This is a genomic window from Nocardia sp. NPDC049149, from assembly GCF_043197455.1.
GTDB lineage: Bacteria > Actinomycetota > Actinomycetes > Mycobacteriales > Mycobacteriaceae > Nocardia.
The window spans coordinates 633,292-660,068 of the sequence record NZ_JBICTD010000005.1 but is presented as its reverse complement, the minus strand read 5'-3'; the positions used below and the strand labels follow the sequence as shown (position 1 = coordinate 660,068).

The window sequence follows — 26,777 nt, the reverse complement described above, 5'->3', positions numbered from 1 at the left end:
GCGCGGCTAGCCGTGCCCCAACACCGAAAATCCGCACTCCTACTGTGGATCCGCACCGGTTCTGGAGTTGGTCGATTGATCGCTGGGAACTGGCGGCGGCATCGCCCGAAGCCCCCGCCGCCAATTCCCACTCGGCAAGCAAACACCCCCTGCGATCGCACATACCGGGATCGCAGGTACCCCTGAGGCCGGCAACCGCGGCCAGCCCCGCCCCAACACCGAAATCCGCACCCCTGCTGTGCATCCGCACTCGTTCTGTGGATCCACACCCGTTCTGGCAGCCCACAACCAGTGCGAATCCACAGAACCAGTGCGGATTCGAGCCCGTCAGCCGTGAACCCCGAGCTCGCACGTGACTTGACGTAGGAATTGCGCTCTTGACCCACGCTGCGGCATGGGTCAGGTGCATGTTCTGTACGTCAAGTGCGCCAGGACGAACCGAGCGGATGGCAGAACCCATTGGTGTGCCTGAACATTCGACATCTTTGATCTTGAAAGTTCTCGAAACGGGAGCACAGCCAAGTAACCGGCTGGGACAAGACGACGGGTGATCGACTGCGGAGGTCAGCCGGGTACGGCAGGCGAAGCGACCACGCTAATCCGGTGCACACACCGAGATGCCGTACTCACAGGAGACCGTGGAGTCGGGGAAATCTTTGCCTTCGCCGAGCCCAAAGCGGCGCGGTGTCAGACCAACTCAGCCCGGACGGACGCGGCTTTGGGTGAGTGCGGCTTTGGTCAGGGCGTGTTGCGTTTGGGGTGGTGGTTTATCCGCGGGTTGAACGGTTTCCTGGCGAGCGGGACAGTTTCGGGGTTTGCACTGGATAGCGTGGTGGCGTCGTGTGCCGTACCCGGCTGACCTCCGCAGTCGCTCACGCGTTCTCTCGTCCCAGGGCGGGTTGCTTGGCTGTGGTCCGGTCCAAAGATCTTTTCGGGGAAGTGATCTCGAGGGAGGTTGACGGGAGTCATATGGTGGCCGTTTTCAGGCGCACGGCAACCATAGGACTCCCGCCAACGACGGTCAGCAACCATTTCACTCCCGTCAACGGGTCAACAACCACTTCACTCCCGTCAACACGGGCGGCAACCGCCCCGATCATCGGACAGTGGTCCGGCTCAGCAAGCTTCACAGCGATCTTGAAGCGTTGACGTGAGAGAAAAGGCGCATGTCGCGACACGCGTCGCAACCCCTTCACTCACGCCAATCAGGTTCAGCAACCACTTCTCTCACGCCACTAAAGCTCGGCAACCATTCGACTACCGCTCAAGGCGGCTCGGCAACCACTTCTCTCACGCCGACAGGCTCAGCAACCACTTCTCTCACGCCGATGCGAGGCTTGCCGTCTCAAACTGGTTTCGGCGCGAGAGTCGGTGCAGCCATGTCCCGTTCGTGCGGGTAGCGGTTCACGAGTGGTACATGGTGGAGGCGTTTGCGGCGTGTCACCTCCACCATGTACCACTCGCGAGAGCGCATCTCACCGAGCGGGACGCGACGGAGGGTTCGGCCTATTCATCGACGGCGGCATAGGGCGGGTGCCGTCTTCGGCCGACCTTCGGGCCGTTGGCGCCTGGCCGTGCCCGCCTGTCCCAAACCCGAAAGTGCAGCCGAGACGGTAGGTCTCGAGAGCCTGCTGGCCTTGCAACGGATCTCGGCGATTTCACCTATCCGCTGATCGCGTAGGGCCTGCGGACCTTGATGGCGGCTTCCAGTGCGCGGGATACGGCGGCCCGCGATACGCCTACTTCGTTGGCGATGCCGGGGGTGGGCCAGGATTCGTCGGCGAGCACCAGGATTTCGGCGAGTTGCTCGACCGGCAGGTTCGACCACCGGCGGCGGACGATTTCGCGGGCGATGGCCGAGATCTCGTTGTCCTCGTCGAGGGTGTCCTCGTCGTCTTCGTCATCCAGGTCCTCATCGTCGAGTTCGGCGACGGGGGGTGGTTCGGCGACGACGCGCGTGGCCGCGGCCACGCGGACTGGCTCGGCAGGCCGGGCGGGCTCGAGGTGCGGCCGGGGTCCGGGCGGGGCGAGGACCTCCTCGAACACCAGCTGTTCGATCTCGGCGTCGCTGATGCGACCGGCACTGGCGGCGGGCGACTTGCCCCGCGAGCCGGCAGGCCGGGAGCCGGTGTCGCCCGAGATCGCCTGGGCTACGGTGTCGGCGATCGTCGCGGCAGCCTTGCGAATGGGGTCGCCAGGGTGAGGCTCTTCTGGCTCGTCGCCGAGCGGGGCGTCCGCCGCAGCGGTCGGCTCGGTCCGCTGCCGCTCGCGCGGTGCCTCGCTCAGCGGAAACTGCTGGACAGCATTGCTTTTCGGCCCAGCATGCCCATTCGTCGACAGCGCCCGCCCATTCGCCGCGTTGCCATTGTTTGGCGCGCCGTCACCGGATCCCCCGTTGTTCCAACGGCTGTTGACCGCTGCACGCCCCACCCCAGCGTGGCCATTTGTTGTGGACCGCTCATCTCCGGTGTGATCGTTCGTTGCGGCGCGATCGTCCTCGTCGTGAGCGTTCGTTGTGATGCGCTCGTCTCCGGAGCGGCCGTTGGTTGCGGTGCGCTCGGCCCCGTTGTGACCGTTGGTCGTGATGCGCCCCGCCCCGTCGTGGCCGTTGGCCGTGACGTGCTCGTGTCCGGTGTGATCGTTCGTTGTAGTGCGCTCGTATCCAGGGTGGCCGTTGGTTGTGATGCGCCCCGCCCCGTTGTGACCGTTGGTCGCGGCGCGCTCGTCTCCGGTGTGACTGTTGGTTGCGGCGCTCACGGCCCCGTCGTCGCCGTTCCGTGTGGTGCGCGCATCGGGCGTCGCCGACGCTTCGTCGACCACGAATGCCATGCTCAGCGGCGTCTGCACACTGTCCATGTCCGCCCTGCCGTTCGGCTGATCGAGCGGAAAGGACTGAACGGCATGCCCATTGGTCGAGGAAGCGCCGTCATCATGCTGCGTGCCGTGGGCAGCCATCGGCACCGGACGCCCGTTGGCGGCCGAGAACGGCTGAGCCACTGGATCGTTGGTGGTGCGCTGGTCCGACTCGACGGCGATGAGCTCGTCCGCGAGACGACGGCCTTCACCCGGTACGAAACGTGCGGCGTGACCGTTGGTCGGCGAGTGGGCGTCTTCCGACGGCTGGCTGGTGTGCGGCGAGTGCCCGTTGATCTGGTGGGCGGTATGCCCGGACGCCGCCGCCCGACTATCCGAGAACGACTGTCCCGCATGCCCGTTGGTGGTCGGGCGGGCAGCTTCTGTTGGCTGGTTGGTGTGCGAGTGCCCGTTGATCTGGTGGGCGGCGCTGTCCGAAAACGACTGTCCTGCGTGCCCGTTGGTCGCGATCTTGTCGCTTGTCGTGGGTCCGTCGGGCAGCGGCTGCGCGGTGTCACGCGGGAACGAGCGCCCGGCATGCCCGTTGGTCGCCGGGTGGGCGTCTTCCGATGGCTGGCTGGTGCGAGGCGAGTGCCCGTTGGTCCGGTGGGCGATGTCGCCAGAGAACGACTGCCCGGCACGGCCATTGGCGGCGGCTTCGGCGTTGGTCGCGGGCTCGTCGGCCAGCTGGTGCACGAGGTCACGTGCAAGAGGCGGACCGGCTTGTCCGTTGGTAGCGACATTGCCGGTAGTCATCGGCTCGCCGGCCAGCTGGTGTATGAGGTCACGGGGGAAGGGCGGACCGGCGTGTCCGTTGGTGGTGAGGTTGTCGGTAGTTATCGGCTGGCCGGGCAGCTGGGGCACGGTGGTGTCCGAAAACGTGTGCACCGTGTGGCCGTTCGTTGCCGGGTGGGCGTGCTCCGACGCGGTGCGAGGGAACGCGGGGAGCTGCGAGAGGTCGGTCGTGTTGGTGGAGAACGATGGCACTGCGTGTCCGTTGGTGGCCGGAGAGTCGGCGTGCTCGAGGCGTTCCGCCGCAACCGCGCCCGGATGGTGGTCGGATCGCGTTGCTGCCGTGGGCATACCCAGGCTCGTGTCGCCGTACGTCGGCGAGAATCGATCGTTCTCGGCATGGCCGAGCACCCACTGGTTGGTTGCCATGTCGAGGGTCATCCCGATGCGCGCGTCGCGGTCCGTGCTGACTCGGCGCACCGGCTCATGGTCGACTACCGGCGCTCCGTCGATGAGCAGCGCGTAGCGCGCGGAAACCCAAGCGTGCAACCAGATCACGACGCCGACCATCACGGGGGCGATCGCGTATTCGGCGGCGCGGCCGTAGGCGCCGGAGGTCAGGTGTGGGCCTGCGTTGAGTGCGATGGTGGTGCCGAGCAGTGCGGTTTCGAAGAAAATCACCTTGCCGCGGGCCAGTTCGCGTCCCCAGCGCGCTGCGGTGGTCGCGGCGACCATGATGGTGATGATCGGGATCGAGATCATCGCTTCGATGCCGTAGCTCAACCAGTACAGCGGGTCGGACATGTCGCCGCTCGGCACCAGGTTGTGCTGCACGTTGACGCCGGCCCACACCATGCCGAGCACGACGACGGCGATCAGTGCCCGCGACGACCATTCGGCCCGCTTGTACAGCTGCGCCAGCCGCGCATCCTCACTGGACACCCGCCGCCGGGCCGCGAGCGCTCGCCGATGCCAGCGCGCGTCTGCCTCGTCGGCTCGTCGAATGTTCGCCGCGCTCTGCCGGTCTCGCTTCTCGGCGGCCAGCTCTTCCTCGACCGCCCGCCGCCGCTGCTTGCGCCGCTGGGCCCGAACCCATTCCGCGAGTTCACGTTCCGCCGCGATCTCGCCCTCGGACATCACTTCGAAAAGTGCGGAATCATGTTGCAGCGGCAATTTCCCGCGAGCTGTCTCGACCCGCTGCGCCAACGCGGCGATCTCGGAACTACCGGTCGATTGTTCGTCGCGCATCGCGAGCCTTCCCGGAGCAGATCGTCAGTCAGACCTACTTGCTCGAACATATGTGTGATCGGAGTGAGATTAGACCGACCGCAGTCCGAGGTCAATGCCGACGCTCGAAAACCCGTGCGAATATTCGGTTGTCCTCGGGTGATCTTGTGACACGCCGATTCGGGCAACACGCCGCCGAGCGCGCGCCTCGAAAACCGAAGGAATTCCGCTGGGAAGGCGACGAATTCAGGTCAGCGTGGTGTGCCACACGATGGCGGCGGCGAGCGCGCCCGCGCCGTTGACCGACCAGTGCAGCGCTATCGGCGCGAGCAGGCTGCCGCTGCGCCGCCGCAGCCAGGTGAAGACGACTCCTGCGCCTGCGGTGGCGGCCACCGCCAGCAGAATTCCGATGACCTGACCGGCGACACCGCCGCCCACAAAGCCTGCGAGCCCGCGGTTACTACTGGTGAGGCCGAGCGAAGAGGCGATATGCCACAGCCCGAAAAGCAGTGATCCCGCCGCGAAGACGCCACGGACTCCGTAAACCCGGTCGAGCGTGCCGTGCAGCACGCCGCGAAACGCCAACTCTTCCGGTATCACCGTCTGCAACGGGATCACGATCATCGAGGCGATCAGCGCGCCGGAAATGGTCGCGTAGCGGTCGGCGAGGAAGAACGGCCGAGTGATCGGCAGCACCGCCCCGATCGCGACCGCCGCGAGGACAATGCCGACGGCGCCGAGCGCGTAGAGCGTCCCGCGCCGCCAGTGCCTCGGTGAAAGGCCGAGCTCATGCCAGTGCAGGCCACGCCGACGCACCAGGGCGAGCAGCACGATGGCCGCCACGGGCACGGTCACGATGCTGGCCCACGCGGTGGTGAAATGGGCGATCAGATTGGTGCCTGCCAAGACCACGACGACCACGGCCACATCGATATACGCATGCATTTTGTGGCGGGGCGGGGTCGCTTCCTCGAGGTCCTGTGCGAGCATCCCGCCTAGTGTACGGACCGGCGTCAAGGCCGCAGATTGATCGTCCATTTGCTCCCGTAGTACCCGAATTGGTCGGATCTATCGGTCTCGCCGTGCCGCAGCACGCGACGCGTTAATCTGACTAGAACTTGTTTCAGCTGGAGGAGCCGTGCCCGGCGTGGCCTGAGCCACCGCGGCGGGCACAACGGGTCGGCTGACCTTTCCGTGCGGTCAGCCGGCCCACCCGTCCGGGTCGCGCCAGGCCTGCAGGCTGAGCGTGGTGTCGAAACGCCGCGGCTGCCCGCTGATCGGATCGGTGAACGCGAGCGACGCCGCGAGCAACTGCAGCGGCCGCGTGAAATCGTCGACGGGCTTGTCGGTGAGCACCGGATAGAAATCGTCACCGAGGATCGGAATGCCGAGGCTGTTCATATGCAGCCGCAGCTGATGGGTGCGTCCGGTCACCGGCCGCAACCGGTAGCGGCCGAGCCCGCCCCGCTGCTCGAGCAGTTCGATCGAGGTCTCGGCATTGGGTTCGCCCGCAACCTCTTGCGCCGCCAAGATGTGCTTCTCTTTCACGATCCGGCTGCGCACCACGCGCGGCAACTCCAGCTCGGGATCGAACGGCGCGATCGCCTCGTATTCCTTACTGACCGTGCGCTTGTGGAACATCGTCTGATAGGCCCCGCGTCGCGCCGGATTGACGATGAACAGCACCAGCCCTGCCGTCACCCGATCCAACCGATGCGCTGGAATCAAGTCGGGTAGCTCGAGGTCCTGGCGCAGCCGCACCAGCGCTGTCTGCAGAATGTGCTGGCCGCGCGGAATGGTCGCGAGAAAGTGCGGCTTGTCTACTACGAGCAGGTCGTCGTCGCGGTGCACCACGGTGATGTCGAACGGCACCGGCGTCTCGGTGGGCAGATCGCGGTGGAACCACACCGCACCGCCCGGCGCGTACGGGGCGTCCGGCGCGATCGGACCGTCGAGGTCGACGATCCCGCCGTCGCGCAGCAGCTCGTCGATTCGGGCCGGATCGACCCTGGGCAGCCGCTCGACGAGATGGTCGCGGATCGTCGCCCACTCACCGGCTTCCGGCAGCCGGAGCCGGGCCGGATCCAGGCCGTGCCGCTTGGGCAACGGCGGTTGCTGCCGCCTTCTCATCGGCATCGACCCTAGTCGTCGGCCTGTTCGAGCCGAGGAAGCGCCCGGTCAGTACGCGCGAACGGCGATGCCAGGGTAGTCGAGGACGAACCCGGACTCGTCGTAGGTGAGCGTGCTGGTGAAGTCGAATTCGGGTGCGGCGTAAGCGAAGCGCTGCCGCGCACCGTCGTCCTCGATCCGGCGGTAGCGCTGCTCCAGTCGGGTCACCGTCAAGGTGTCGACGTCGACATAAGCCGCGGGTGCGTCTGCGCACTCGCCGATCTCGCACCCGAGCCGATGCACCGGGAAGGCGTTGGTCAGCGCCGATGCGGCCAGATCGACATCGAGGCAGCCGTCGAGGCTGTCGAACCGGGTGCCGTCGACCGTCCAGGTCCCCGTTCCGTCGGTGACGAGTTCGACCACGTGCTTGCGGCCGGGAGTGCGGCTGGTCACCCTGGCCCGCCTGGTATGCCACGACGGGTCGAGCGTGATCTCGTAGCCCACCGCGAACGCCTGCCCGTCCTCGACCGCCGTGACCCATCCGTCGATCTGGATCCCGGCCGTAGTCACCGCCAGGAACGCGGTCTCGAAACCGGCCCGTGCGTCGCGATGCTGCCACGCGGCGGTGGCGGGCGGCGGCTGGAACATCGCGTCCGATTCAGAAGCCGCGCAGGCGGTCCGGACTGATCCGGACGACGGTGGAGTACTCAGCGTAGAACTGGTCGGCGGTCATCGAGAGGCTCTTCAGTCCGCGGGCGTACTTCGCGGTGTAGGCGGCGATCTCGTCGGGGGATGCGCCCGCTTCATCGATGCGCGCGGTGCCGGTGAGCACGACGACATCACCGCCGTGCACGGTGGCGTTCAGGTTCAGCGAGACCCTGGGATTGCGGACCAGGTTGCGCAGCTTGGCTTGGTCGGGCTTGCTGAACAGCAGGATTTCGTCGTTGCCCCACTGGAACCAGACCGGGTTGGGCTGCGGCGTGCCGGAGCTGCCGACGGTGGTCAGCCAGATCACTTCTTCGCGCTGGAAGCGGTCGATCACCTTGGCACCGAAATCGGTGTCCGGGTCGACGACGGGGCCGAGGGAACGTTCGGATGCCGTTGTGGTCATGGCTGGAACAACGCCACGACACCCTGGCGGATTCCGATACGCGAATATCCGCCATCCCTGGTGTTCGACCGCCGCTGCCCGCGCCGCCGCTGCGCGGCACTGCCTCGGGGTGTGCATTGTCGGTCTACGGCGTAGCCCGCTCGTCGAGGACCATCCGCCTGGCCTCGACCAGTGTCCGCCTGGCCCGCCTGCGCATCCGGCACGCGTCGACACTGCAACTCAAATGCACTTGCATCGCGCGGTGCGCTTGTTCCGGCGTCAGTTCGCCGGGATCGACCGAACAGGGCGCAATTGTGGAAATGATCTGTGTAACAAACATATTCACGACTCCATGGCCAGTGTTTCCGTACGGTGGGAAATCTAGCTATGTCTCGGCGCTATCGGGCCTGGTTGCCTCGCCGTTCACAGAGCATTACCCAACGTGATGGACGGCTGAAATCCTCGAGCCCTGAATTGTTTTCGCAGATGTCCGGGACAAGTCCGCAGTGCGACAATCTATTCGGCGGCGCTGGGGATTTGTCGAGTGGTTTCCCAGCTATCGGACCGGCCCGCCGTGAATATCCCGGTACTTGGCGGCCGCTGCCGCGATGTCCCCGTGGCCGATGCCGAGCGGGTCCTGGAGAAACGCCATCAGGATGTCGTTGGTCGCGCGCTGTGTCTGCCTCGGCCCACGAGAACCGCCGATGAATTGGGCAACCAGGTGCCTGGCCGGGTCGGCGAGAAACCGCGGCGCGTCGGTGAAGCTGTAGTGGTTGGCCTCGGCGATCTCGTAGCGAAAGCCTGGCGCGCGCAGCCGATCCAGCAGCGCCCGGTTGCCGTCCAAGTACTGCGCGGAGTGGCCGGTTTCCGAATGATCGCTTTCCAGCAACAGGAACGGTTTCGTCAGCGCTTGCTGGGGGAGGGTGCCGTACAGCGTCCCATCTATATTCGCGGCTGCGGTGAGACGCGGATCGCTCGCGAGTGCCGCGGCGGCGGCCGCACCGCCGAACGAATGTCCGATGGCGGCAACATGTTCGGTGTCGAGGCGATCGGACAGTCGGGCGCCGAACCCGCCCGGCCGCCCGAGCTGATCAACCACGAAGCGCAGATCCGCCGTGCGTACATCGAGTTGCGCACTCATATAACGGGATTGGTCCGGATCGTCGTCGAGAAAGCGCTGCTGTTGCGTCGCGATCGTGCCGTCGGCCAGTTCCGTGACCGCCACCTCGTAGGGGTGATCCACCGCAAGGACCACGACACCCCGGCTGGCCAGATCGGCGATCAACCCGGTGTAAAAGCCGCGGGGAGCGCCGTATCCGGGCGAGAACACCACCACGGGCCAGCGCGCCCGGTCGGCGCTGACCGGAACCCCGGTCTGCCCGTGCGTGTCGATCCGCCCGTAGCCGCGCATGAGGCATGCGGGCAATATCAGCACCTGCTTGGGTAGTCGATCCAAGCCGTCGAGGTAGGTCGACGGTGTTCCGGAAACCGCTGGGTCGGCGGGATACCACGCTTGCACAACGACATTGCGGTGGTCGTCGGCCGAATCCGTTGCGGTCTCCGGCCGTTGCGGATCGACCAGGCGAAAGACCTCGGTGCCCACCGCATACGGGCCGGTCGGTCTCGGCAGGTTCGGCACCGGCACCAGCAGCCAGGCGATCCCGGCAACCACCACCAGGATCCCGACGCCGCCGCGAGCGACAACGACCGCTCTGCGCCGCCAGCGGGTCTGTGGACCTCGATCACGCTGTGCGACCACGAGCCCGGTGGCGGCGCAAACCAGGACATACGTCGGCACGAACTGCCAGTAGAACCCCTCGACAATCCACTGAGCCACGCCTCCGACGACGAGCACGGGCAGCAGCACGAGGGTGCCCCAGCGCGCGAGGCGCCGCGATGCTATCGCCGTCACCGCGTACGCGATGGCGCCGAGCGCCAGGAGAACATCCATGACCGACATGCGCCGCTGACCTCCGCTCCGTGATCGGTTCGCCTCGGCTGCGCTGCCTGCTCCGAACCCAGGTACAGCGTGCGGCATGGACCGGCGCCCGCGCGTCGACAGCAGGTCGCGACTGCGTCATCCAGCAGGATGACCCGCCGTAGTCCTTAGTAACTTAGGCTAACCTATCTTCTCGATCGGTTCTGTGTGAGGATGGGCCCGATTCCGACGAGGCATCCCACGATGGTCGAGAGGCGACAACACATGACGGTGGAGGTCGAGCCGCTGCCTGCGGCGGAGACGGGGAACCGCCCAACCAAAGCGGCGGCCAAGGCGCTCAAACAGCAGGAAGCATTGGCGCGCAAGGAGATCCTTGCGCCGGTGCAGGGCATGCTGACGCTTGCGAGCGTCATCGTCGCGGTGGCATCGGTGTGTACCGTCGTGCCGTTCGTGTTGATCGTCGCGGCCTGCCGGGAACTGCTCGCCGAGCAGGTCGACACCGATCGGGTCTGGCAGCTGGTCTGGATCGCGGTCATCATCCTCGTGGTGCGCGGTCTCCTGCAGGCCTTGGCGTTGACCTGGGCGCACTTGGTCGACGCAGGCTTCCAGCTGACGGTCCGCCGGGCACTGGCTGCCAAGCTGACCAGGGTTCCACTCGGCTGGTTCGGCGAGCGCACTTCCAGTGAGGTGAAGCGGTTCCTTCAGGACGATGTCGAGGCACTGCACTACTTGGTTGCGCATGCACGACTGGAATTCGTCGGTGCGTTGATCGTGCCGATTGTCACTCTCGGCTACCTGTTCACCGTCGACTGGCGGCTCACCATCGTGCTGCTTATCCCGTTGGCTGCCTACGCAGTCGCGCTGAGCAAGATGCTGGATCAGGACAACCGAGATCGGCTCGCCATATACACCCGCTGGGAGAAGCGGGTGCAGGAGGCGACGGTCGAGTTCGTCGACGGCATCCAGGTGGTGCGCGCATTCGGACAGGCGGGCAAGGCGCACAGCGTGTTCCAGGACGCGGTGGAGAACCAGGCGCGCAGTCTCGACCGGTGGAAGACGCCGATAATCCGGCTGCAATCGATGTCCGACATCGTGATCATGCCGGTGTTCGTGATGCTGGTGATTGTCCTCGCCGGCCTGGGCGCGGTCGGACTCGACTGGCTCGCGCCGCTCGATGTGCTGCCGTTCCTGCTGGTCGGGCTCGGGCTCGGCAGCGCGCTGACGAGCCTCGGCTACGGCGGGCAGACACTGCGGACCGCCGGTGCGGCCGCGGTCCGGCTACACGAGCTGCAACAGACGCCCGAATTGGTGTCGGGTTCCGACGCCGTGCCGGAACGGGACGACACGCAAGCGGGCGTCGTCCGCTTCGAGTCGGTGGCCTTCGGTTATCGGTCGAACCGTCAGGTGCTGCACGACATCGATATCGAACTGGCGCCGGGCACGCTCACCGCGCTGGTCGGCCCGAGCGGCTCGGGCAAATCGACCCTGGCAAAGCTGCTGCCCCGCTTCTACGACGTCGACTCCGGTCGAATCACCATCGCGGGACGCGATATTCGCGACTACTCGACCGAAGAGCTGTATCGCACGGTCGGTTTCGTCTTCCAGGATGTGCGCCTGATCCGTGGCACCATCCGGGACAACCTGCGCCTGGCCGACGAGAACGCCGACGACGCCACACTGGAGCGCGCGGCGCGCGCGGCCCAGATCCACGACCGGATCGTGGCGCTGCCACGTGGCTACGACTCCGAGATCGGCGTCGACGCCAGCCTGTCCGGTGGTGAGGCACAACGGCTCTCGGTCGCCAGGGCATTGCTGGCGGATACCCCGGTGCTCGTCCTCGACGAGGCGACCGCATTCGCCGACCCGGAATCCGAGGCGGCGGTGCAGGACGCGCTCGCGGTGCTCGTCGCCGGGCGGACGGTGCTGGTCATCGCGCACCGCCTGCACACCATCACCGGTGTCGACCGAATCCTGGTGCTGGAGAACGGCACCGTGGTCGAACAGGGTGACCACCAGAGCCTGTACCGCGCAGGCGGGACCTACCAGCGGCTCTGGGAAATCAACGAGGCTGCGGTCGGCGCGGTCTCGCTCATCGACACGAAGGCGGCGGAGTGAAGGGTTCGATGATTCGCAAGGTTCTCGGGCTCGTCCCTGACGAGTTCGCCCCCCTGGCACCGAGACTGCTCGCGGTGATCACGGCGCAGGCGCTGTGCCAGGCTGCCGCATACCTCCTGCTGATCCCGGTGCTGGAGGCGCTTTTCGACGACGACCTCGGCCGGGCCGGGGTGTGGGCGCTGTGGATGGTCGCCGCCGTCGCAGGCGTCGCGATCTTCAGCTACGTGCAGGCATCGACCGGGCTGCGGATGGCGGTCGGCATGCAACGCGGCCTGCAGACCAGGATCGGCGATCACCTCAACGCGCTGCCACTCGGCTGGTTCGAAACCCACAGTGCCGGACCGCTGTCCAGGCTCGCCGTCGAGAACGTGCGCGAGATCCAGGGCGCCGTGGCGTATCTGATCGCCAAGTTGCTCAGCAGCGTCCTGGTTCCGCTCGCCGTCGCGGTGGGCATGCTGTTCATCGACTGGCGGATCGCGCTCACCATGTTGCTCGCGGCGCCAGTGCTTTTCGTGGTCAACAACCTGGCCAACCTGGCTTACCACCGATCCGATGCACGGGTGCACGCCGCGGCCGCCGAGGCGGACACCAGGGTGGTCGAATTCGCGCAGGCGCAGCCGGTGCTCCGGGCGTTCGGCGCGGTCGGTGCGGGCAATCGCGCGCTGGAGGCGGCGCTGCACCGGCAGCGGTCGGCGGCCTCACGGATGCTGTTCGCGGCTGTGCCTGGCCTGATTGTGTTTTCGCTGTTCGTGCAGGCCGTTTTCCTGGTGCTCGCCTACATCGTGGTGAGCAGGGCCACCGGCGGTGCGATTTCGGCAGCGGCGGCCATTGCGTTGATCGCCGTCAGCTCTCGATTCATCGAACCGTTGAATCAGGCCGCGCTGCTCGGCACCGGCCTGCGCGCGGCCGGCGCCGCCATCGATCGGGTCACCGCATTGCTGGACGAGCCGGTGCTGCCGGAGGCGACCGCTGCGGTCACCCCCGGTGCTCCTGCCGTGGTGTTCGACAACGTGACCTTCGGCTATCGCCCTGGCGAGCCGGTGGTTTCGGAGTTGACCTTCAGCGTCCCTGCGGGCACCACCACGGCGATAGTCGGCCCGAGCGGCGCGGGCAAGACCACGCTGTTGCGGCTGGCCGCGCGGTTCTACGACACCGACTCGGGTCGCGTGCTGGTCGGCGAACACGACGTCAGGGACCAGCCGTCGGTGACGCTGCTCGACCAGCTGTCGCTGGTCTTTCAGAACGTCTATCTCTTCAATCGCTCTGTGGCGGAAAACATCCGGATCGGCAAGCCCGAGGCCACCGATGCCGAGGTGTGGCAGGCGGCGCAGGCAGCGCGTGTCGACGAAATCATCGAGCGACTGCCCGACGGGCTGGACTCGGCGGTCGGCGAGGGCGGGACGGCGCTGTCCGGTGGTGAGCGGCAACGGGTTTCGATCGCTCGCGCGTTGCTCAAGGACGCGCCGATCGTGTTGCTCGACGAGGCGACCAGTGCGCTGGATCCGCACAGCGAGGCGGTGGTCGTGCGTGGCGTGCACCAGCTCACCAGGGACAAGACGGTGATCGTCGTCGCCCATCGACTGGCGACCATCGCACACGCCGACCAGATTCTGTTCCTCGACGGCGGTCGGATTGTCGAACGAGGCACGCACGCTGAGCTTTTGGAACTCGGCGGGCGCTATGCCGACTTCTGGAACGAGCGCTCCCGCGCGTCCGGCTGGCGCCTGGAGCCCGCCGCGGTCTGACGATTCTCGATAACACTGCCGCCCGCTTTCTCCGGAAGCGGGCGGCAGTGGTGGTGCTCGATGAGGCAGTCGTCAACGCAGAAGTGCCCCGCAGCGAGGCGGGGCACTTCGACTGGTACAGAGGAAAATTGACGGTCAGCAGCCCGCGCCGAGCATGTTGCCGACGGTGCAGACCGACTCCTTGGTCAGCTTCCACGTGCCGTCGATCTGACGCCAGGACACGTCGTAGACCCACGGCTCGTAGCCTTCGGTCGTGATACGCAGCTTGGCGTTGAGCTGATTGTTGCTGACGGCAACCGGGTCGACGATGTCCCAGCGCAGGCTCGCAGGCGCGATCGACATCAGCTCGACGGCGCGATCGAAGACGGGAAGGCCTGCCTCTCCGTTCTCCAGCTCGGCGGCCCTGGCGGAACGCGAAGCGCCCGTGTTGAGGAGGATGCCGACTTTGGCGCGCAGTTCGCCGGTGCTCGGCGCCTTGGCGTGCAGTGGGGCGACGAGCGGGGCGGCCTGGGCAACCGTGCTGGTGGCGACGGTGCCGAGCGTGCCGGTCAGGATCGCGGCGGCTACCGCGAAGGCACCGAGGGTCTTTCGGCTGGTTCCGTTCATCTGATCATTCCAATCATTCGTGTAATGCGCACACATAGTCGGGGCGAACGCACCACCTCACTGTAAGGTAAGGCTATGCAAACTCAATCACAGGTTTGCTGGAATATGGCCGTGATCCTCGGCACCGCCGTCGGTACATAGGTTAGGCAACCCTATCTAGGTGGGCTACCCTGATCGAGTGCGGGCTTTCCGCGGGATCGAGGAGTGACAACAGTGACGGAGTCAAGGCAGCGGGGGAGCGGGGTCGACGCGGTTGCCGGCGTGCCGGTGACTACGGACGAGGTCCGCAACGCGGTTGCCACGCAGCTCGGCATCGCCGCGGCCGACATCGCCGACGAGGCCGACCTGATTCAGCTCGGCCTGGATTCCATCCGCACCATGAAGCTGGCGGGTGCGTGGCGCAAGCGCGGCTACGACATCAACTTCGCCGCACTGGCCGCTGCGCCGACGGTCTCGGACTGGTGCAGCCTCCTGGTGGCCGGGCAGCCTCCTGCCGAGGACACGTCCGAGGCCATCGAGTCCGAAGCCGCTCTCGCGCCGGACGATTCCGCGCCGTTCCCCCTCGCGGCCATGCAGCACGCCTACTGGATCGGCCGTTCCGACGAACAGGAGCTCGGCGGGGTCGCCGCGCACCTCTACGTCGAATTCGATGGTGGCCAGGTCGATCCGGTTCGGCTGGAACGCGCGGTGGCCGACTTGGTTGCGGCACATCCGATGCTGCGCACTCGCTTCCTGCCGGATGGCACCCAGCAGACGATGACCGCGCCGGGCCGGAGCGCGTTCGCCGTTGTCGACTTGCGCGGGCAGACCGCAGGCGCCGTCGAGCAGGCGCTGGCGCACCTGCGCGCGCAGAAGACACACCAGCGCTTGGTCATCGAGGACGGACAGGTCTTCGATGTGACCCTCACCCTGCTCGACGCCGACCGGACCCGCCTCCATCTCGACGTCGACATGCTGGCAGGCGACGCGATGAGTTACCGGGTGCTGGTCGGCGATCTCGCTGAGTTGTACAGCGGCGCAACCCTGCCCACCGAGACCTACAGCTATCGCCGGTATCGCACCGAGCGTCCCGTTGACACCGCCGCATACGAGCGCGACCGGCAGTGGTGGCAGCACCGCCTGCCCGAGTTGCCGGGTGCTCCGGAGCTGCCGACCACTCCCGTCGGCGAGCGAGTCGAGCCGAATCGCACTGTCCGCTACGACCATTGGCTGGCGCCGGAGTCGAAGCAGCGATTGCTCGCGGCCGCCCACGAGCGTGGTATCACGCCCGCGATGGCACTGGCTGCGGTGTTCGCCGAGACCATCGGCGGCTGGTCGGCGCAGAGTCGATTCTTATTGAATGTGCCGCTGTTCCACCGCGAGCCGGTGCATCCGGGGATCGATCGCGTCGTCGGCGACTTCACCTCGTCGATCATGCTCGACGTGGACGTCACCGAGAACGTGACGGTCGCCGAACGGGCGAAGGCGTTACAGCGCAGCATGCACGACAATGGCGCGCACGCGGCGTATTCCGGGCTGCAGGTGCTGCGCGACCTCGGCAGGCAGCGCGGCGAGCCGGTACTGGCCCCGATCGTGTACACGAGTGCGCTCAACCTGGGCGAGCTGTTTGCCGAGTCGGTCACCGACACCTTCGGCGAGCCGGTGTGGATCATCTCGCAAGGCCCGCAAGTGCTGCTCGATGCGCAGGTGACCGAGGTCCGCGGCGGCCTGCTGCTCAACTGGGATGTTCGCGAAGCGGCCTTCCCCGCGGGCATGATCGACGCCATGTTCGCCAGCTACACCGAGGCGATCACTCGGCTCGGCGAGGGGGCGGCGGGCTGGGAAGCCGAAGCGCCGGTGCGCCTTCCGGTGGCGCAGGCCGCAGTGCGGGCGGCCGTGAACGCCACCGATGCGCCGGTCAGCGGGCGTTGTCTACATCAGGGTTTGTTCGAGCACGCGCGGACGACACCTGACGTGCCTGCTGTGTTGTGGACCCGCGACGGTGTCGGCGGCGGCTGGACGTATCGGCAACTGGCCGCGCAGGCACTGGCCGTCGCGGGTCTGTTGCGCGACACCGGGGTCGGGCCCGGCGCAGCGGTGGCGGTGCAGCTGCCCAAGGGCCCGGACCAGATCGTCGCAGTCCTAGGAGTTCTCGCTGCCGGCGCTGCCTACGTACCCATCGGGTTCGATCAGCCCACTGCGCGCCGGGCAGAGATCCTGCGGACCGGTGATGTGATCGCGGCGATCACCGTCGATGGCGCGGAGCTGGGTCCCCAGGTGCGCGGCGTGGCGATCGATATCGCTCGCGACTACCCGAATCCTTTGCCCGAACCGGTGATTCCGGATACCGACAGCATCGCCTATGTCTTGTTCACCTCCGGTTCGACCGGTGTGCCGAAGGGTGTCGACGTCTCGCACCGTGCCGCGATGAACACCATCGACGCATTGAACGACTGGTTCGAGGTCGGCCCCACCGATCGCGCGCTCGGCCTGTCGGCGCTGGAATTCGATCTCTCGGTCTATGACATGTTCGGGATGTTCGCGGTGGGCGCGTCGGTGGTCACCTTGGAAAACGCGCAACGTTCTGAGGCCACCCGCTGGGTGGAACTTCTTCGGCAGCACCGTGTTTCACTGCTCAACTGCGTTCCAGCGCTGCTCGACCTGATACTGGAGATCGGCGGCACTCGGCTCGGTGATTCGCTGCGCGCGGTGCTCCTCGGTGGCGATTGGGTCGGTGCCGACTTGGCTCGCAGACTCGCGCGCCAAGTACCGGGCTGTCGATTCTCGGGTCTGGGAGGTGCGACCGAAGCCGCCATCCACAGCACCATCTGTGAGGTCGCCGATCCGCCCGGGCACTGGGCGACGGTGCCGTTCGGCGTTCCGCTGCGCAACGTGCGGTGCCGGATCGTCTCGTCTGCCGGACGGGACTGCGCGGACTGGGTCCCCGGCGAGTTGTGGGTGGGCGGGGCAAGTGTGGCCGCGGGCTACCGCAACGATCCGGAGCGCACCGCACAGCGATTCGTCGAATACGAAGGCCTGCGCTGGTATCGGACCGGCGACATGGCGCGCTATTGGCCGGACGGCACCATCGAATTCCTCGGCCGAGCCGACCATCAGGTCCAGATCCGTGGCTATCGAGTGGAACTCGGCGAGGTCGAGACCGCGCTGCGGACGGCGCCAGGGGTGCGCCACGCTGTCGCGGCCGTCGTCGGCGCGAGCGCGCCGCAACTGGTCGCGGCGGTGACCGGCGCGACCGGAACCGCGGCCGACATCATCGACACGGTGTCGGAGCTGTTGCCCGGCTACATGATTCCGGCCCGCATCGAGGTCCTCGATCAGATGCCGTTGACCGGCAACGGAAAGCTGGACCGGCGGGCTGTGCTCGCACTGCTTGCGCCCGGCGCGGCCGAGGCGACCGACAATCTGCCGCGCACCGATGTCGAAGCGGCGCTTGCCGATATCGTCGGTGGGGTGCTCGACGTCGACACCATCGGGGTGCACGACGATTTCTTCCAGCGCGGCGGCGATTCGGTGCTGGCCACCACGGTCATCGCCCGGGTGCGCGAATGGCTGGACGTGGAGCAAGCGCTGGTCGCGGATATCTTTGCGGCCAGGACTATCGCGGGACTCGCACAACGCCTGCAGGCCAAGGACTCTCGGCTGCCACAGGTGGCCAAGATGTATCTGGAGGTCGCTGCGCTGAGCGACGACGAGGTGCTGGCACAGACCTAGGAGCAGGATGGGCGCCTCGTCCCCCGGTGTGCGAGGCGCCGTCGACCTACTTCCAGTACGGCAGGTACTTCAGCGAGGATTTGGGCAGCTTGTGCGTCGTCTTTAGTGTCTTCGCAATGGATCGGGTGGTGTTGCCATCGCAGCACGCCCACGCGAAAACATTCTGTGCGCAGTCGATCTCGTGCGCCTGCTCGCGCAGCAATCGACCGTCGTCGATGCGCTGCAACCAGGTCACCTTGTGGTGCGGCTTGTTGCGCACCGGCAGTGAGGTGTCGGATTCGTGCTGCCATTCCAGCCAAACCCGCGCCGGGATGTCGCCGATCGCGTCGAGCAGCGAGTTGATCGCGGGCAGCGAGGCGGTGTCGCCGAAGATCACATACTCGGCCGGGTCGGTCTCGGGCAGTTGGAAGTCCGAGCCGAGCACGGAGACCTCGAGTTCGTCGCCGACGGCAGCGCGCTGGGCCCACGCACTGGCAGGGCCGCCGTGCAGCGCGAATTCGATGTAGAAGTGGTCGTTCTCGGCATCCTGATCCACCAACGTGTATGGACGGTGGTGCAGCTTGTCGGTCACCGCGTCGGGTATCCAGAGCCGGACGAACTGCGTCGGGTGGGCCGGATGGTCGGCGAGCAGCCCGCCCGCGGCGAAGCCGATACGCAGGTACTTCTCGGTAATAGTCGCCGTCGAGGTGACGCGCAGCCGGTAGTCGTCGGCGCGCCACACCTTCAGGAGGACGCCGTTGGTTCCTTTGCCCATGCCATTAGGTTAGCCTAAGTATAGTTGGAAGTCTTGCGGTGGCGTCGATTCGACGGGGGGTGGCTGTGCGCTGGCTGAAGTTGGATAGGAGAACCGGTGGACAGACTTCTGGTGGTCGGTGCGGGCCCGAAGGCGATGGCCGTCGCGGCGAAGGCGCACGTGCTTCGCGAACTGGGTTTGCCCGCGCCGCAGGTGACCGTCGTGGAACCGCATGCGGTGGGCGGCAATTGGCTGCCGAGCGGTGGCTGGACCGACGGTAGGCATCGGCTCGGCACCAGCCCGGAGAAGGACGTCGGCTTCCCGTATCACTCGACCTGGTCGCGCGGAAACAGCCACGCGATCGACCGCGCGATGATGGCGTTCAGTTGGACGTCGTTCCAGGTCGAGCGGGGCACCTACGCCGAGTGGGTCGACCGCGGCCGTCCGCATCCGCAGCATCACGTCTGGGCCAAATATCTGCAGTGGGTCGCGAAGAAGTCCGGTGTCGAGCTCGTGCGCGGCTCGGTGCGTACGATTTCCGGCGCGGCCGACGGCTGGCTGGTCTCGGTGGTCGACGGGGACGGCTCGGCGACCGAGATCGCGACCGACCGGCTGATGATCACCGGGCCCGGCCAGAGCGGTCGCGCGCTGGCCGATCATCCGAAGGTGTTGAGCATCGCGAAGTTCTGGGATCTGGTCGCGCGCAGGCGATTGCCGGTCTCCTCCCGCGCCGCGGTGATCGGCGGCGGCGAAACCGCGGGCTCGGCGATGGACGAGTTGGTCCGCCACGATGTGTTGACCGTCTCGGTGATCTCGCCTGGCGCCACGATCTACACCCGCGGTGAAAGCTATTTCGAGAACGCGATGTACAGCGATCCTGCCAAGTGGCGCGCGCTCAGTCTCCAGGAACGGCGTGACGTCGTTCGGCGGACCGACCGCGGCGTCTTCTCCGTGCGGGTGCAGGAGAGCCTGCTCGGCGACAGTCGCGTGCATCACCTCCAGGGCCGAGTCGTGCGGGTCGCCGGGCAGGGTGAGGGGGTCGCACTCACTCTGCGCAACGAGCAGCGCTCGGATCGGGTGCACGCCTTCGACCTGGTGGTCGACGCCACCGGTGGCGAACCGCTGTGGTTTCTGGAGATGTTCGACGCGGACGCGGCCGATCGGGTCGAGCTCGCGCTCGGCGGGCCGATCACCATGGATCGCCTCGAGGCGTCGATCGGTCACGATCTCGCGGTGTCGGGGCTCGACGCCAAGCTCTATCTGCCGAATCTGGCCGGCTTGGCGCAGGGGCCCGGATTTCCGAATCTCAGCTGCCTCGGCGAGCTTTCGGATCGGGTGCTGGCCTCCGGGCCGAGCAGTGCGCGGGCGGCAATGAGGTCGACCACCACGGCCGCAGCTAGCTAGGCTAGGCTAGCCTTACTCTCGACAAGGATGGGGCTCGGTTCATGCGCATCGTTTCGTTCGGTTTCCAGACCTGGGGCCGCAAGACCCTGCAGGCGCTGATCGACTCGGAGCACGAGGTGGTGCTCGCGGTCACCCATCCGGCGAGCGCGCAGTCCTACAAGGCGATCTGGGCCGACTCGGTCGAGGAACTGGCCAAGGAGCACGGCATTCCTGTGCATCTCACCGAGCGGGCCGACGCCGCCACGATCGACCTGGTCAAGCAGGCCGAGCCGGACGTCATCGTGGTCAACAGCTGGTACACCTGGATGCCGCCGGAGCTATATCAGCTGCCGCCGTTCGGCACGTTGAACCTGCACGATTCGCTGCTGCCGAAATTCACCGGCTTCTCACCTGTGTTGTGGGCGTTGATCAGCGGCGCGCCCGAATTCGGCCTTACCGTGCACCGGATGGACGAGCAGCTGGACACCGGCGACATCCTGGTGCAACGCTCGCTGCCGATCGGGCCGACCGCGACCGGCACCGAGCTCGTCGAGGCGGGCATGGCGCTGATTCCCGGTGCGCTGCACGAGGCGCTGAGCGTGCTCGAAGCAGGCACGGCGAACTGGCGTCCGCAGGACAAGACCGCGCGCACCTACTTCCACAAGCGTTCGGATCGGGACAGCCGCATCGACCTGTCCTGGAGCGCCGTTGATCTGGAGCGCTTCGTGCGCGCGCTGTCCGAGCCGTATCCGCGCGCGTTCAGCTACTACCGAGGCGAGCGGATCGAGATCTTGGCTGCCGAGGTGTCGACCGTACGATACGGCGGCACCACGGGGCGGGTGGTGGTGCAGGAGGGCGGTGGCGCAGTGGTGTGCGGGCCAGACCCGATTCGCGGAGACAACCACGGGCTGGTGATCACCCGGGTCCGCGCCGCGGACGGGACCGAGCATTCCGGCGCCGAGTTCTTCACGCGCGGTGGATATCTCACTGACGTGCCGGAGTAAGTAGGGGGATCGGTGTTACTTGCGTTGACCGCCGAGGATCGGCGGCGAGTACTCGGCGAATGGTCGACCGGGGTCGAATTGTCGGACGTGCCAGGCATCGCCGAACTGATCCGGCGCGGCCGCAGCATCCCCGGCATGCGCACCGCGATCCGGTACGGCGCCGAGACACGCACTTACGGTGAGCTTTTCGGGCAGCTGGACCGGGTGGCGCCGCACGCGACATCGCACGGTGCGCTGGTCGATCAGCTGATCCGCGCGACGCCATTGCTCGGAAACCGGGATGTCGCAGGTAGCGCGATGCACACCGTGATTGCCGCGGGGCACGCGGTCGTCGGCGCTGGGCAGGCCGTGGTCAGTGCCGTCCAGGCGGTTGTCAGCGTGGGGCATGCGGTGGTTGGCGCTGGGCATCCGACGGCCGGAACCGGACATGCCATGGCGGGCACCCGCACGGCTCGGCTGCCCAGCTTCGCCTTGGCCGCAGCCATCGCCGACCGCCGCGCGGTAGCGGCCGAACAGCGCTGTCGACCAAGAGATCCCGCGCTCCGCCCCGCCGACGTACGCTTGCTCGCCGCCGAGTGGGACCCCACCGAGACCGTGGTCGAGCTGCTCGCCACCCTCGCCGACGGTGCGACATTGATCGTCGCAACCCCAGCGCAGCTCGCGGAGCCGACCGCACTCGTCGAGCTCATCGAGAGCCACCGGGTCACCCACGTCGTCGCCGCGCCCGACACGGTTTCTCGGATCGTCACCGCAGCAAGCGTCTTGCCGACCGTGCGGCGCTGGGATATGACCGGAACCACCACGGTCCCAGGCCTTTCCGTGCAACTTCTGGCCGCCTCGGTCAGCTCGGTGGCCACCATCTCCTATACCGCGCCGGTGTATGCAGGCGCAGTGGCCCGCGGACTGCTCGACGACACCGGGCGCACCCGCCCGATCCCAGGAGCCAGGACACTGGTTCTGGACGATTCACGAATGCCGGTGTCGCCCAACGTGGTCGGTGAGGTCTACATCGGTGGCGCCGCCCTCGGCGCCGAGAACTCATATGCCGCACATCGATTCGTGGACGACCCGTTCGAGCCGGCCGCTCGGCTGTTCCGCACCGGAGATCGGGCGAGCTGGACGCCGGACGGTTGGCTGGTCGTGGCCGAGCCGCTGCGCCGCACGGTTGCCTAGTTCATTCCCCTAGTCCCTGTCGACATGGGCTTGTTATCCGCGAACGTCGAATGCCGAGCTGTCCGAGGAGGATTCCGCAGACAGCTCGGCACGGTCGAGCGGGTGACCTACTTCACTCCCGTACGGCGGCAAAAATCCGCTGGTCGAGTGGGTACAGCGGATGATCCACCGTGGGCAGCACAAGCATCGGGGCGAATCCGGCCTCGACGAGCTGACTTTGCCATTCGTCTTCGGTGAGCAGGATCCGTGCACCCGCCCGGACATCGTTCAGGCCGGGGTGCGGCTGTCCAGGGGCAGCCGAGCTGAGGAACTTCATCGACGTCAGCACCGAATAGTTGGCCCGGCACGCCTCGATGAAGACGACCGCGCCGCCAGGATCGAGCATGTCGTGCACGGCGCGGAGCAGTGTGCCGATGTCTTGCGCGATGTGTAGGACGTTGCCGCCGATTACGACGTCATAGCGCTGGTCGGGCGCGAAATCCTCGTTGATGTCCACGATGCCGTATCGCATCCACGGATGCTCGGCGTACCGCTCCGCCGCCTCACTGAGGAGGTAGGGCGACAGATCGGTGAAGTGATAGTCGACGGGCGAACCGGGCAGGCCTGCGATCACCTCGGTAGTTGTGCCGCCGAAACCGGCACCGAGTTCGAGGATGCGGACCGGTGCACGGTCCTGCCTGATCCGTGCGGCAATGCCGGAAACCACCTCGCGGGCAGCGAGATTGAGGTACCGACTGGTGACGTTCTCGGTATACGCGTCCGCGGCGGTGCGCACATCGCCGTCGGGGAACAACAAGTCCTGCACCCGGATCCGATCCTGAACCAGCGCTGTCAGCTCGTCCGCGCTGCGTTGCAGGAAGGACGCCATGTCGGCGGAGTACCCGAGATCGGCACAGACCGCGAAGAGATCGGGGCGAGTCGGCTCCGGCACCGCGCCGAGGATTCGATAGCCACGGTCCTGGTCCTGCGTGAGGCAGCCCTGAGCGGTGAGTTCGCCGAGCCACCGGTTCAGCAGCCAGCGGTGCCGGGGTGCGACACCGAGTCCCGATACGAGCTCGTCCACGTTGTGCGCCTTGCCGTCACCGAGCAACGGATCAAGTGCGCGCATCATCGCGCGCATGCCGAACAAATCCAGATCTGTTCGGGCAGAACGAATGCGATCGGCATCCAGATCGGCAGGCATCGCTTGCTCGGCCGTACGCCGTGCCCGCTCGATGATGTCGGCGCTGGAGGGCGCGGCAACGTCCGGACGGGCAATCTGCGGTGCGACAGTCCCCCGCGCGGTATTGGCGGGTGATGCGCCCCGCGATGCCGCACCGATCTGACGCACGACATCATCGATCGATGCGCCACTGAGCAGCGTGGCAACCGGGATTTCGTAACCGAACGCCTTCTTGACCTGACTACGGAATTCCAACGCCTGCAAGGAATCCAACCCGAGGGCCACCAACGGCCGCGTGGTGTCGATGGTGTCGATATCGTCGGCGCCGAAGACGGCGGCGAGCAGTCGCGTCATCCGGTCCGAAACGTTCCCTTGCTCGGCGGGCACGGGTTCGACGCTGATCGATGCGGCCTGCGTCGCTGCCGGCGCCGCCGTGGCGAGTACAGAAAGCACGGGCCCGTACCCGAAGGCGTCCAGCACGGAATATCCACGCGCCCAATCGAATGCCGCGACGATCGCGTTACGGCGCAGGCCGCCGAAGCCGAGAGCGATGGCCGCCGAGGAGGACATGGGCAGGTAGCCGACCGCTGCCCACGACACACCGTCGGACGATGTCTGACTCTCGGAGACCGACCACAGTCCCCATTGCACGGAGACGCAATCGATCCCGGCCGCGCGCGCCCGATGCGCGAACGCGTCGAGCATCCGGTTGGCCACCGCGTAGACAAGCCTGCCGCGGCCGCCGAGCGTCGCGGCCAACGAGGAGCACAGCACCACCTGACAGTCGTCGGCGCGCAGCGGCGCGTCCAGCACATTCGCGATGCCGACGAACTTCCCGTGCAGTGCACTGCGCACCAGATCGGGGGTGATGCCGGACAGCTCGACTTCGGCCATGTCCGCATAGTCGACCGCGGCGTGGATGATCAGATCCGCTGGTGCGTCCTCGGTTTCGACGGCCAGCCGGTGCACGGCGGCGCTGTCGCCGACATCGCAGGCGACCACGCGGATTTCGGTGGAACTGCCCGCTCGAATCCGCCGCAACCGTTCGGTCACCGCCGAGGTCGCACCAGACCGGCTCACCAGCGTGATCCGTTGCGCACCCTGCGCGGCGAAGTGCGCACAGAATTCGAGGCCGAGCGTGCCGGTACCGCCGAGGACGACAATGTTGCGTGGGGTCTGCGGGCGCAGCTCGGCCGGGTCGGCCTCGACGAGCCGTTTGGCGTACAGCGTGTTACCGCGCAGTGCCAGCTCCGTTTCCCCCGCGGTGTGCAGCGCCATCGCGATCGCTCCTGCTGCGTCCGGACCTGCTTGTCCCGGAGCGAGATCCAAGTGGTTGAACGCGACGCCGAGGTGTTCGGTACCGACACTGCGGAATCCAGCGGCGGCGGCAGCGGCAACGGGATGTGGCGGATCGTCGTCGGACCGCACCGCTTCACCGCCGACTGTCACCAGCCAGCAGGTGGTCACGTCGTCGGTCAGCCCAGGCCACCAGCGCCTGGTGCCGAAGAATTCCGCCGTCGCGTCGGCGGACGTGGCCGCGTCCATGTCGGGAAGCTCCGGGAGCAGCACCACGATAGTGTCGAGATCTGCTCTGTCGCTGTCATTTTCGGCGTCGATCAGGCGGGCACTCGCGCCGACGTCCCGTGCCTTGGCGCACAGCGCTGCGGCGAGCTCGGCGCGGTCGCCGGTGTGGTCGACGATGCCGATGCGGCGCGGCGACACCATCGAGCGCCGGACCAGCCGGACCCAGTCCTCGGCAACCAACTGAACGATGTCCGTACCCGTGTCGGCTTCGACAGCAGTCGGGGCGACGGCGGCCGGTTCGGCAGGCTGTGGCGCGTCAGTGGTGTACGGCAACCACAGCGGCACGTCGTTCATCAAGACGTTCGGAAAGTCCCGTAAGGGAAGACGCACAGGGCCAGGTGATTCGGTGCGCAAGCAGTCCCATCGGTAGTTCAGCTCGTGCACCGCAACGGTTGCGAGGTTCCTGGTGAACTCGCTGAGATCGGTGGCGGTTCGGCTCGACGTGCCCGAAACCAGCGCGTCCGACTCCGGGGCGACCGCGGTCAGGTTTTCCTGGACCGACAGCTGCAGTGTCGGGTGTTCGGCGAGTTCGATGAAGGTGTCGATCTCGCGCGCTACGGCGGCGCCGACGGCCTTGTCGAACCGAACGGTGTTGCGCAGATTCCAGAACCAGTATTCGTCGACCGGCAGGTCCGTGGTGATCACGTCACCGAGGGTGGCTCCGAGGCAAGCGATGTCGCTGTCGAGGAAGTACTCGTTGGTGAGTCGTTGCCGCACCGCCGCACGGACGTCGGCGTGTAACTCGTTGACGAGGTTGGTGTGTGCCGGGTACCGGACCCGGATCACCCTGGCGAAGGTCCCGCGTTCGGCAAGGGTGTCTACGATGTCCTGCACCGTGTCTCGCTCGCCCGAGATCCCGATCATGTTCGGCGCGTTGATCACCGAGACCTGGGCCCAGCCCGATCGCCGGGTGAGCAGCTCCTCGCAGGTGTCGCGGTCGGCGGCGACCACCGCCATCGCGTAGTCGTCGGACGAGATCTTGTCCACGGCGCGAGCTCTGGTGCCGACGATGAGCGCCGCGTCGGTGAGCGACATCGTGCCCGAGACGTAGGCCGCGGCGATTTCGCCCTGGCTGTGCCCGATGACGGCGGCGGGCGCCAGCCCCATCGCCTGCCACATCGCGGCGAGCCCGATCATCTGCATGAACAGCGCGGGCTGGACGATCTGTGCGCTGTCGTCTGCCGGGACATGTTCGTCGAGTAGGTATTTCAGCGGTGATTCGCCGAACAGCTCGTGAAAAACGGCGTCGCATCGATCCACTGCGGCACGGAATGCGGGCGCCGACTCGTAGTAGAGCCTGCCCATGCCGGGGCGCTGACCGCCCTGCCCGGGAAAAATGTACGCAACCGAGCGGGTGGTGGCGGGTGCGCTCGTGCGGACCACGGCGGGATGCTCGTCGTCGTCGGCGATCGCACGCAATGCGTCGAGTAGCGACGCACGGTCGGTGACCATCGACAGCGCCCGAGTGCGGCGCGCGATCCGGGTACGAAACAGCATGTCGGCGATACGTTCCGGGGAAACCTCGGGACGATCCGCCGCATAGGCGAGCAGGGCGGCGGCTTCTTTGCGCAGCAGGCCGGGTGTATCCGCCGACAGCAGAACCGGAACGGT

15 protein-coding genes and 1 pseudogene are annotated in these 26,777 nt (G+C 66.8%); 6 read left to right on the top strand and 10 right to left on the bottom strand.

Features of this window, described 5'->3' with window-relative positions; genetic code table 11:
* Positions 1-1,662: 1,662 nt before the first annotated feature.
* From ACGFNJ_RS23445 to ACGFNJ_RS23420, 6 genes are all read right to left on the bottom strand, one after another.
* A complete protein-coding gene (locus ACGFNJ_RS23445; RefSeq protein WP_393451820.1) occupies positions 1,663-4,833 on the bottom strand; it encodes a hypothetical protein in 3,171 nt (1,056 codons plus the stop codon).
* Positions 4,834-5,058: 225 nt separating this feature from the next.
* Positions 5,059-5,802 (bottom strand): CPBP family intramembrane glutamic endopeptidase, encoded by a 744-nt coding sequence (locus ACGFNJ_RS23440; protein WP_393451817.1) that lies wholly within the window; start codon positions 5,800-5,802, stop codon positions 5,059-5,061.
* A 210-nt stretch (positions 5,803-6,012) separates the two neighbouring features.
* Positions 6,013-6,942 (bottom strand): RluA family pseudouridine synthase, encoded by a 930-nt coding sequence (locus tag ACGFNJ_RS23435; RefSeq protein ID WP_393451814.1) that lies wholly within the window; start codon positions 6,940-6,942, stop codon positions 6,013-6,015.
* 48 nt (positions 6,943-6,990) lie between these two features.
* A complete protein-coding gene (locus ACGFNJ_RS23430) occupies positions 6,991-7,569 on the bottom strand; it encodes a putative glycolipid-binding domain-containing protein (RefSeq protein WP_393451811.1) in 579 nt (192 codons plus the stop codon).
* Positions 7,570-7,579: 10 nt separating this feature from the next.
* Positions 7,580-8,032, bottom strand: coding sequence for a TIGR03667 family PPOX class F420-dependent oxidoreductase (locus ACGFNJ_RS23425; RefSeq protein WP_393451808.1), 453 nt, complete (start codon positions 8,030-8,032; stop codon positions 7,580-7,582).
* 535 nt (positions 8,033-8,567) lie between these two features.
* The gene (locus ACGFNJ_RS23420) at positions 8,568-9,962 is read right to left on the bottom strand and encodes an alpha/beta hydrolase family protein (RefSeq protein ID WP_393451805.1); all 1,395 of its coding nucleotides are present in this window, start codon (positions 9,960-9,962) and stop codon (positions 8,568-8,570) included.
* Positions 9,963-10,214: 252 nt separating this feature from the next.
* Here ACGFNJ_RS23420 and ACGFNJ_RS23415 point away from each other — a divergent pair, with 252 nt between their 5' ends.
* Together ACGFNJ_RS23415 and ACGFNJ_RS23410 are read left to right on the top strand one after the other, a co-directional pair.
* Entirely contained in the window at positions 10,215-12,065 is a 1,851-nt protein-coding gene (locus ACGFNJ_RS23415) for an ABC transporter ATP-binding protein (protein ID WP_393451802.1), read from the top strand.
* A gap of 8 nt (positions 12,066-12,073) precedes the next feature.
* Complete coding sequence (locus ACGFNJ_RS23410; RefSeq protein ID WP_393451799.1) at positions 12,074-13,810, top strand: ABC transporter ATP-binding protein; 1,737 nt, start codon at positions 12,074-12,076, stop codon at positions 13,808-13,810.
* Positions 13,811-13,945: 135 nt separating this feature from the next.
* Here the strand turns inward: ACGFNJ_RS23410 and ACGFNJ_RS23405 are convergent, their stop codons facing one another.
* Positions 13,946-14,416: a hypothetical protein gene (locus tag ACGFNJ_RS23405; protein WP_393451796.1), complete on the bottom strand. Its 471-nt coding sequence runs from the start codon at positions 14,414-14,416 to the stop codon at positions 13,946-13,948.
* A gap of 261 nt (positions 14,417-14,677) precedes the next feature.
* Here ACGFNJ_RS23405 and ACGFNJ_RS23400 point away from each other — a divergent pair, with 261 nt between their 5' ends.
* Positions 14,678-18,127 carry an amino acid adenylation domain-containing protein gene (locus tag ACGFNJ_RS23400; RefSeq protein WP_393452258.1) on the top strand — a complete coding sequence of 1,150 codons (3,450 nt, stop codon included), beginning with the start codon at positions 14,678-14,680 and terminating at the stop codon, positions 18,125-18,127.
* Positions 18,128-18,173: 46 nt separating this feature from the next.
* Here ACGFNJ_RS23400 and ACGFNJ_RS23395 read toward each other — a convergent pair whose 3' ends face one another.
* Positions 18,174-18,881, bottom strand: coding sequence for a siderophore-interacting protein (locus ACGFNJ_RS23395; RefSeq protein ID WP_393451793.1), 708 nt, complete (start codon positions 18,879-18,881; stop codon positions 18,174-18,176).
* A gap of 96 nt (positions 18,882-18,977) precedes the next feature.
* On the opposite strand from ACGFNJ_RS23395, the gene ACGFNJ_RS23390 reads away from it, so the two are divergent.
* From ACGFNJ_RS23390 to ACGFNJ_RS23380, 3 genes are read left to right on the top strand one after another with little or no spacing between them, the layout of a single operon-like run.
* Positions 18,978-20,264 (top strand): SidA/IucD/PvdA family monooxygenase, encoded by a 1,287-nt coding sequence (locus tag ACGFNJ_RS23390; protein ID WP_393451790.1) that lies wholly within the window; start codon positions 18,978-18,980, stop codon positions 20,262-20,264.
* A gap of 41 nt (positions 20,265-20,305) precedes the next feature.
* Entirely contained in the window at positions 20,306-21,247 is a 942-nt protein-coding gene (locus ACGFNJ_RS23385) for a methionyl-tRNA formyltransferase (RefSeq protein WP_393451786.1), read from the top strand.
* 24 nt (positions 21,248-21,271) lie between these two features.
* Entirely contained in the window at positions 21,272-22,420 is a 1,149-nt protein-coding gene (locus ACGFNJ_RS23380; RefSeq protein WP_393451783.1) for an AMP-binding protein, read from the top strand.
* Between the two features lie 112 nt (positions 22,421-22,532).
* Here ACGFNJ_RS23380 and ACGFNJ_RS23375 read toward each other — a convergent pair whose 3' ends face one another.
* Together ACGFNJ_RS23375 and nbtC are read right to left on the bottom strand one after the other, a co-directional pair.
* A complete protein-coding gene (locus ACGFNJ_RS23375) occupies positions 22,533-23,288 on the bottom strand; it encodes a class I SAM-dependent methyltransferase (RefSeq protein ID WP_393452255.1) in 756 nt (251 codons plus the stop codon).
* A gap of 435 nt (positions 23,289-23,723) precedes the next feature.
* Positions 23,724-26,741: pseudogene (gene nbtC / locus ACGFNJ_RS23370) on the bottom strand (nocobactin polyketide synthase NbtC); the annotation flags it as partial.
* Positions 26,742-26,777 lie beyond the last annotated feature (36 nt).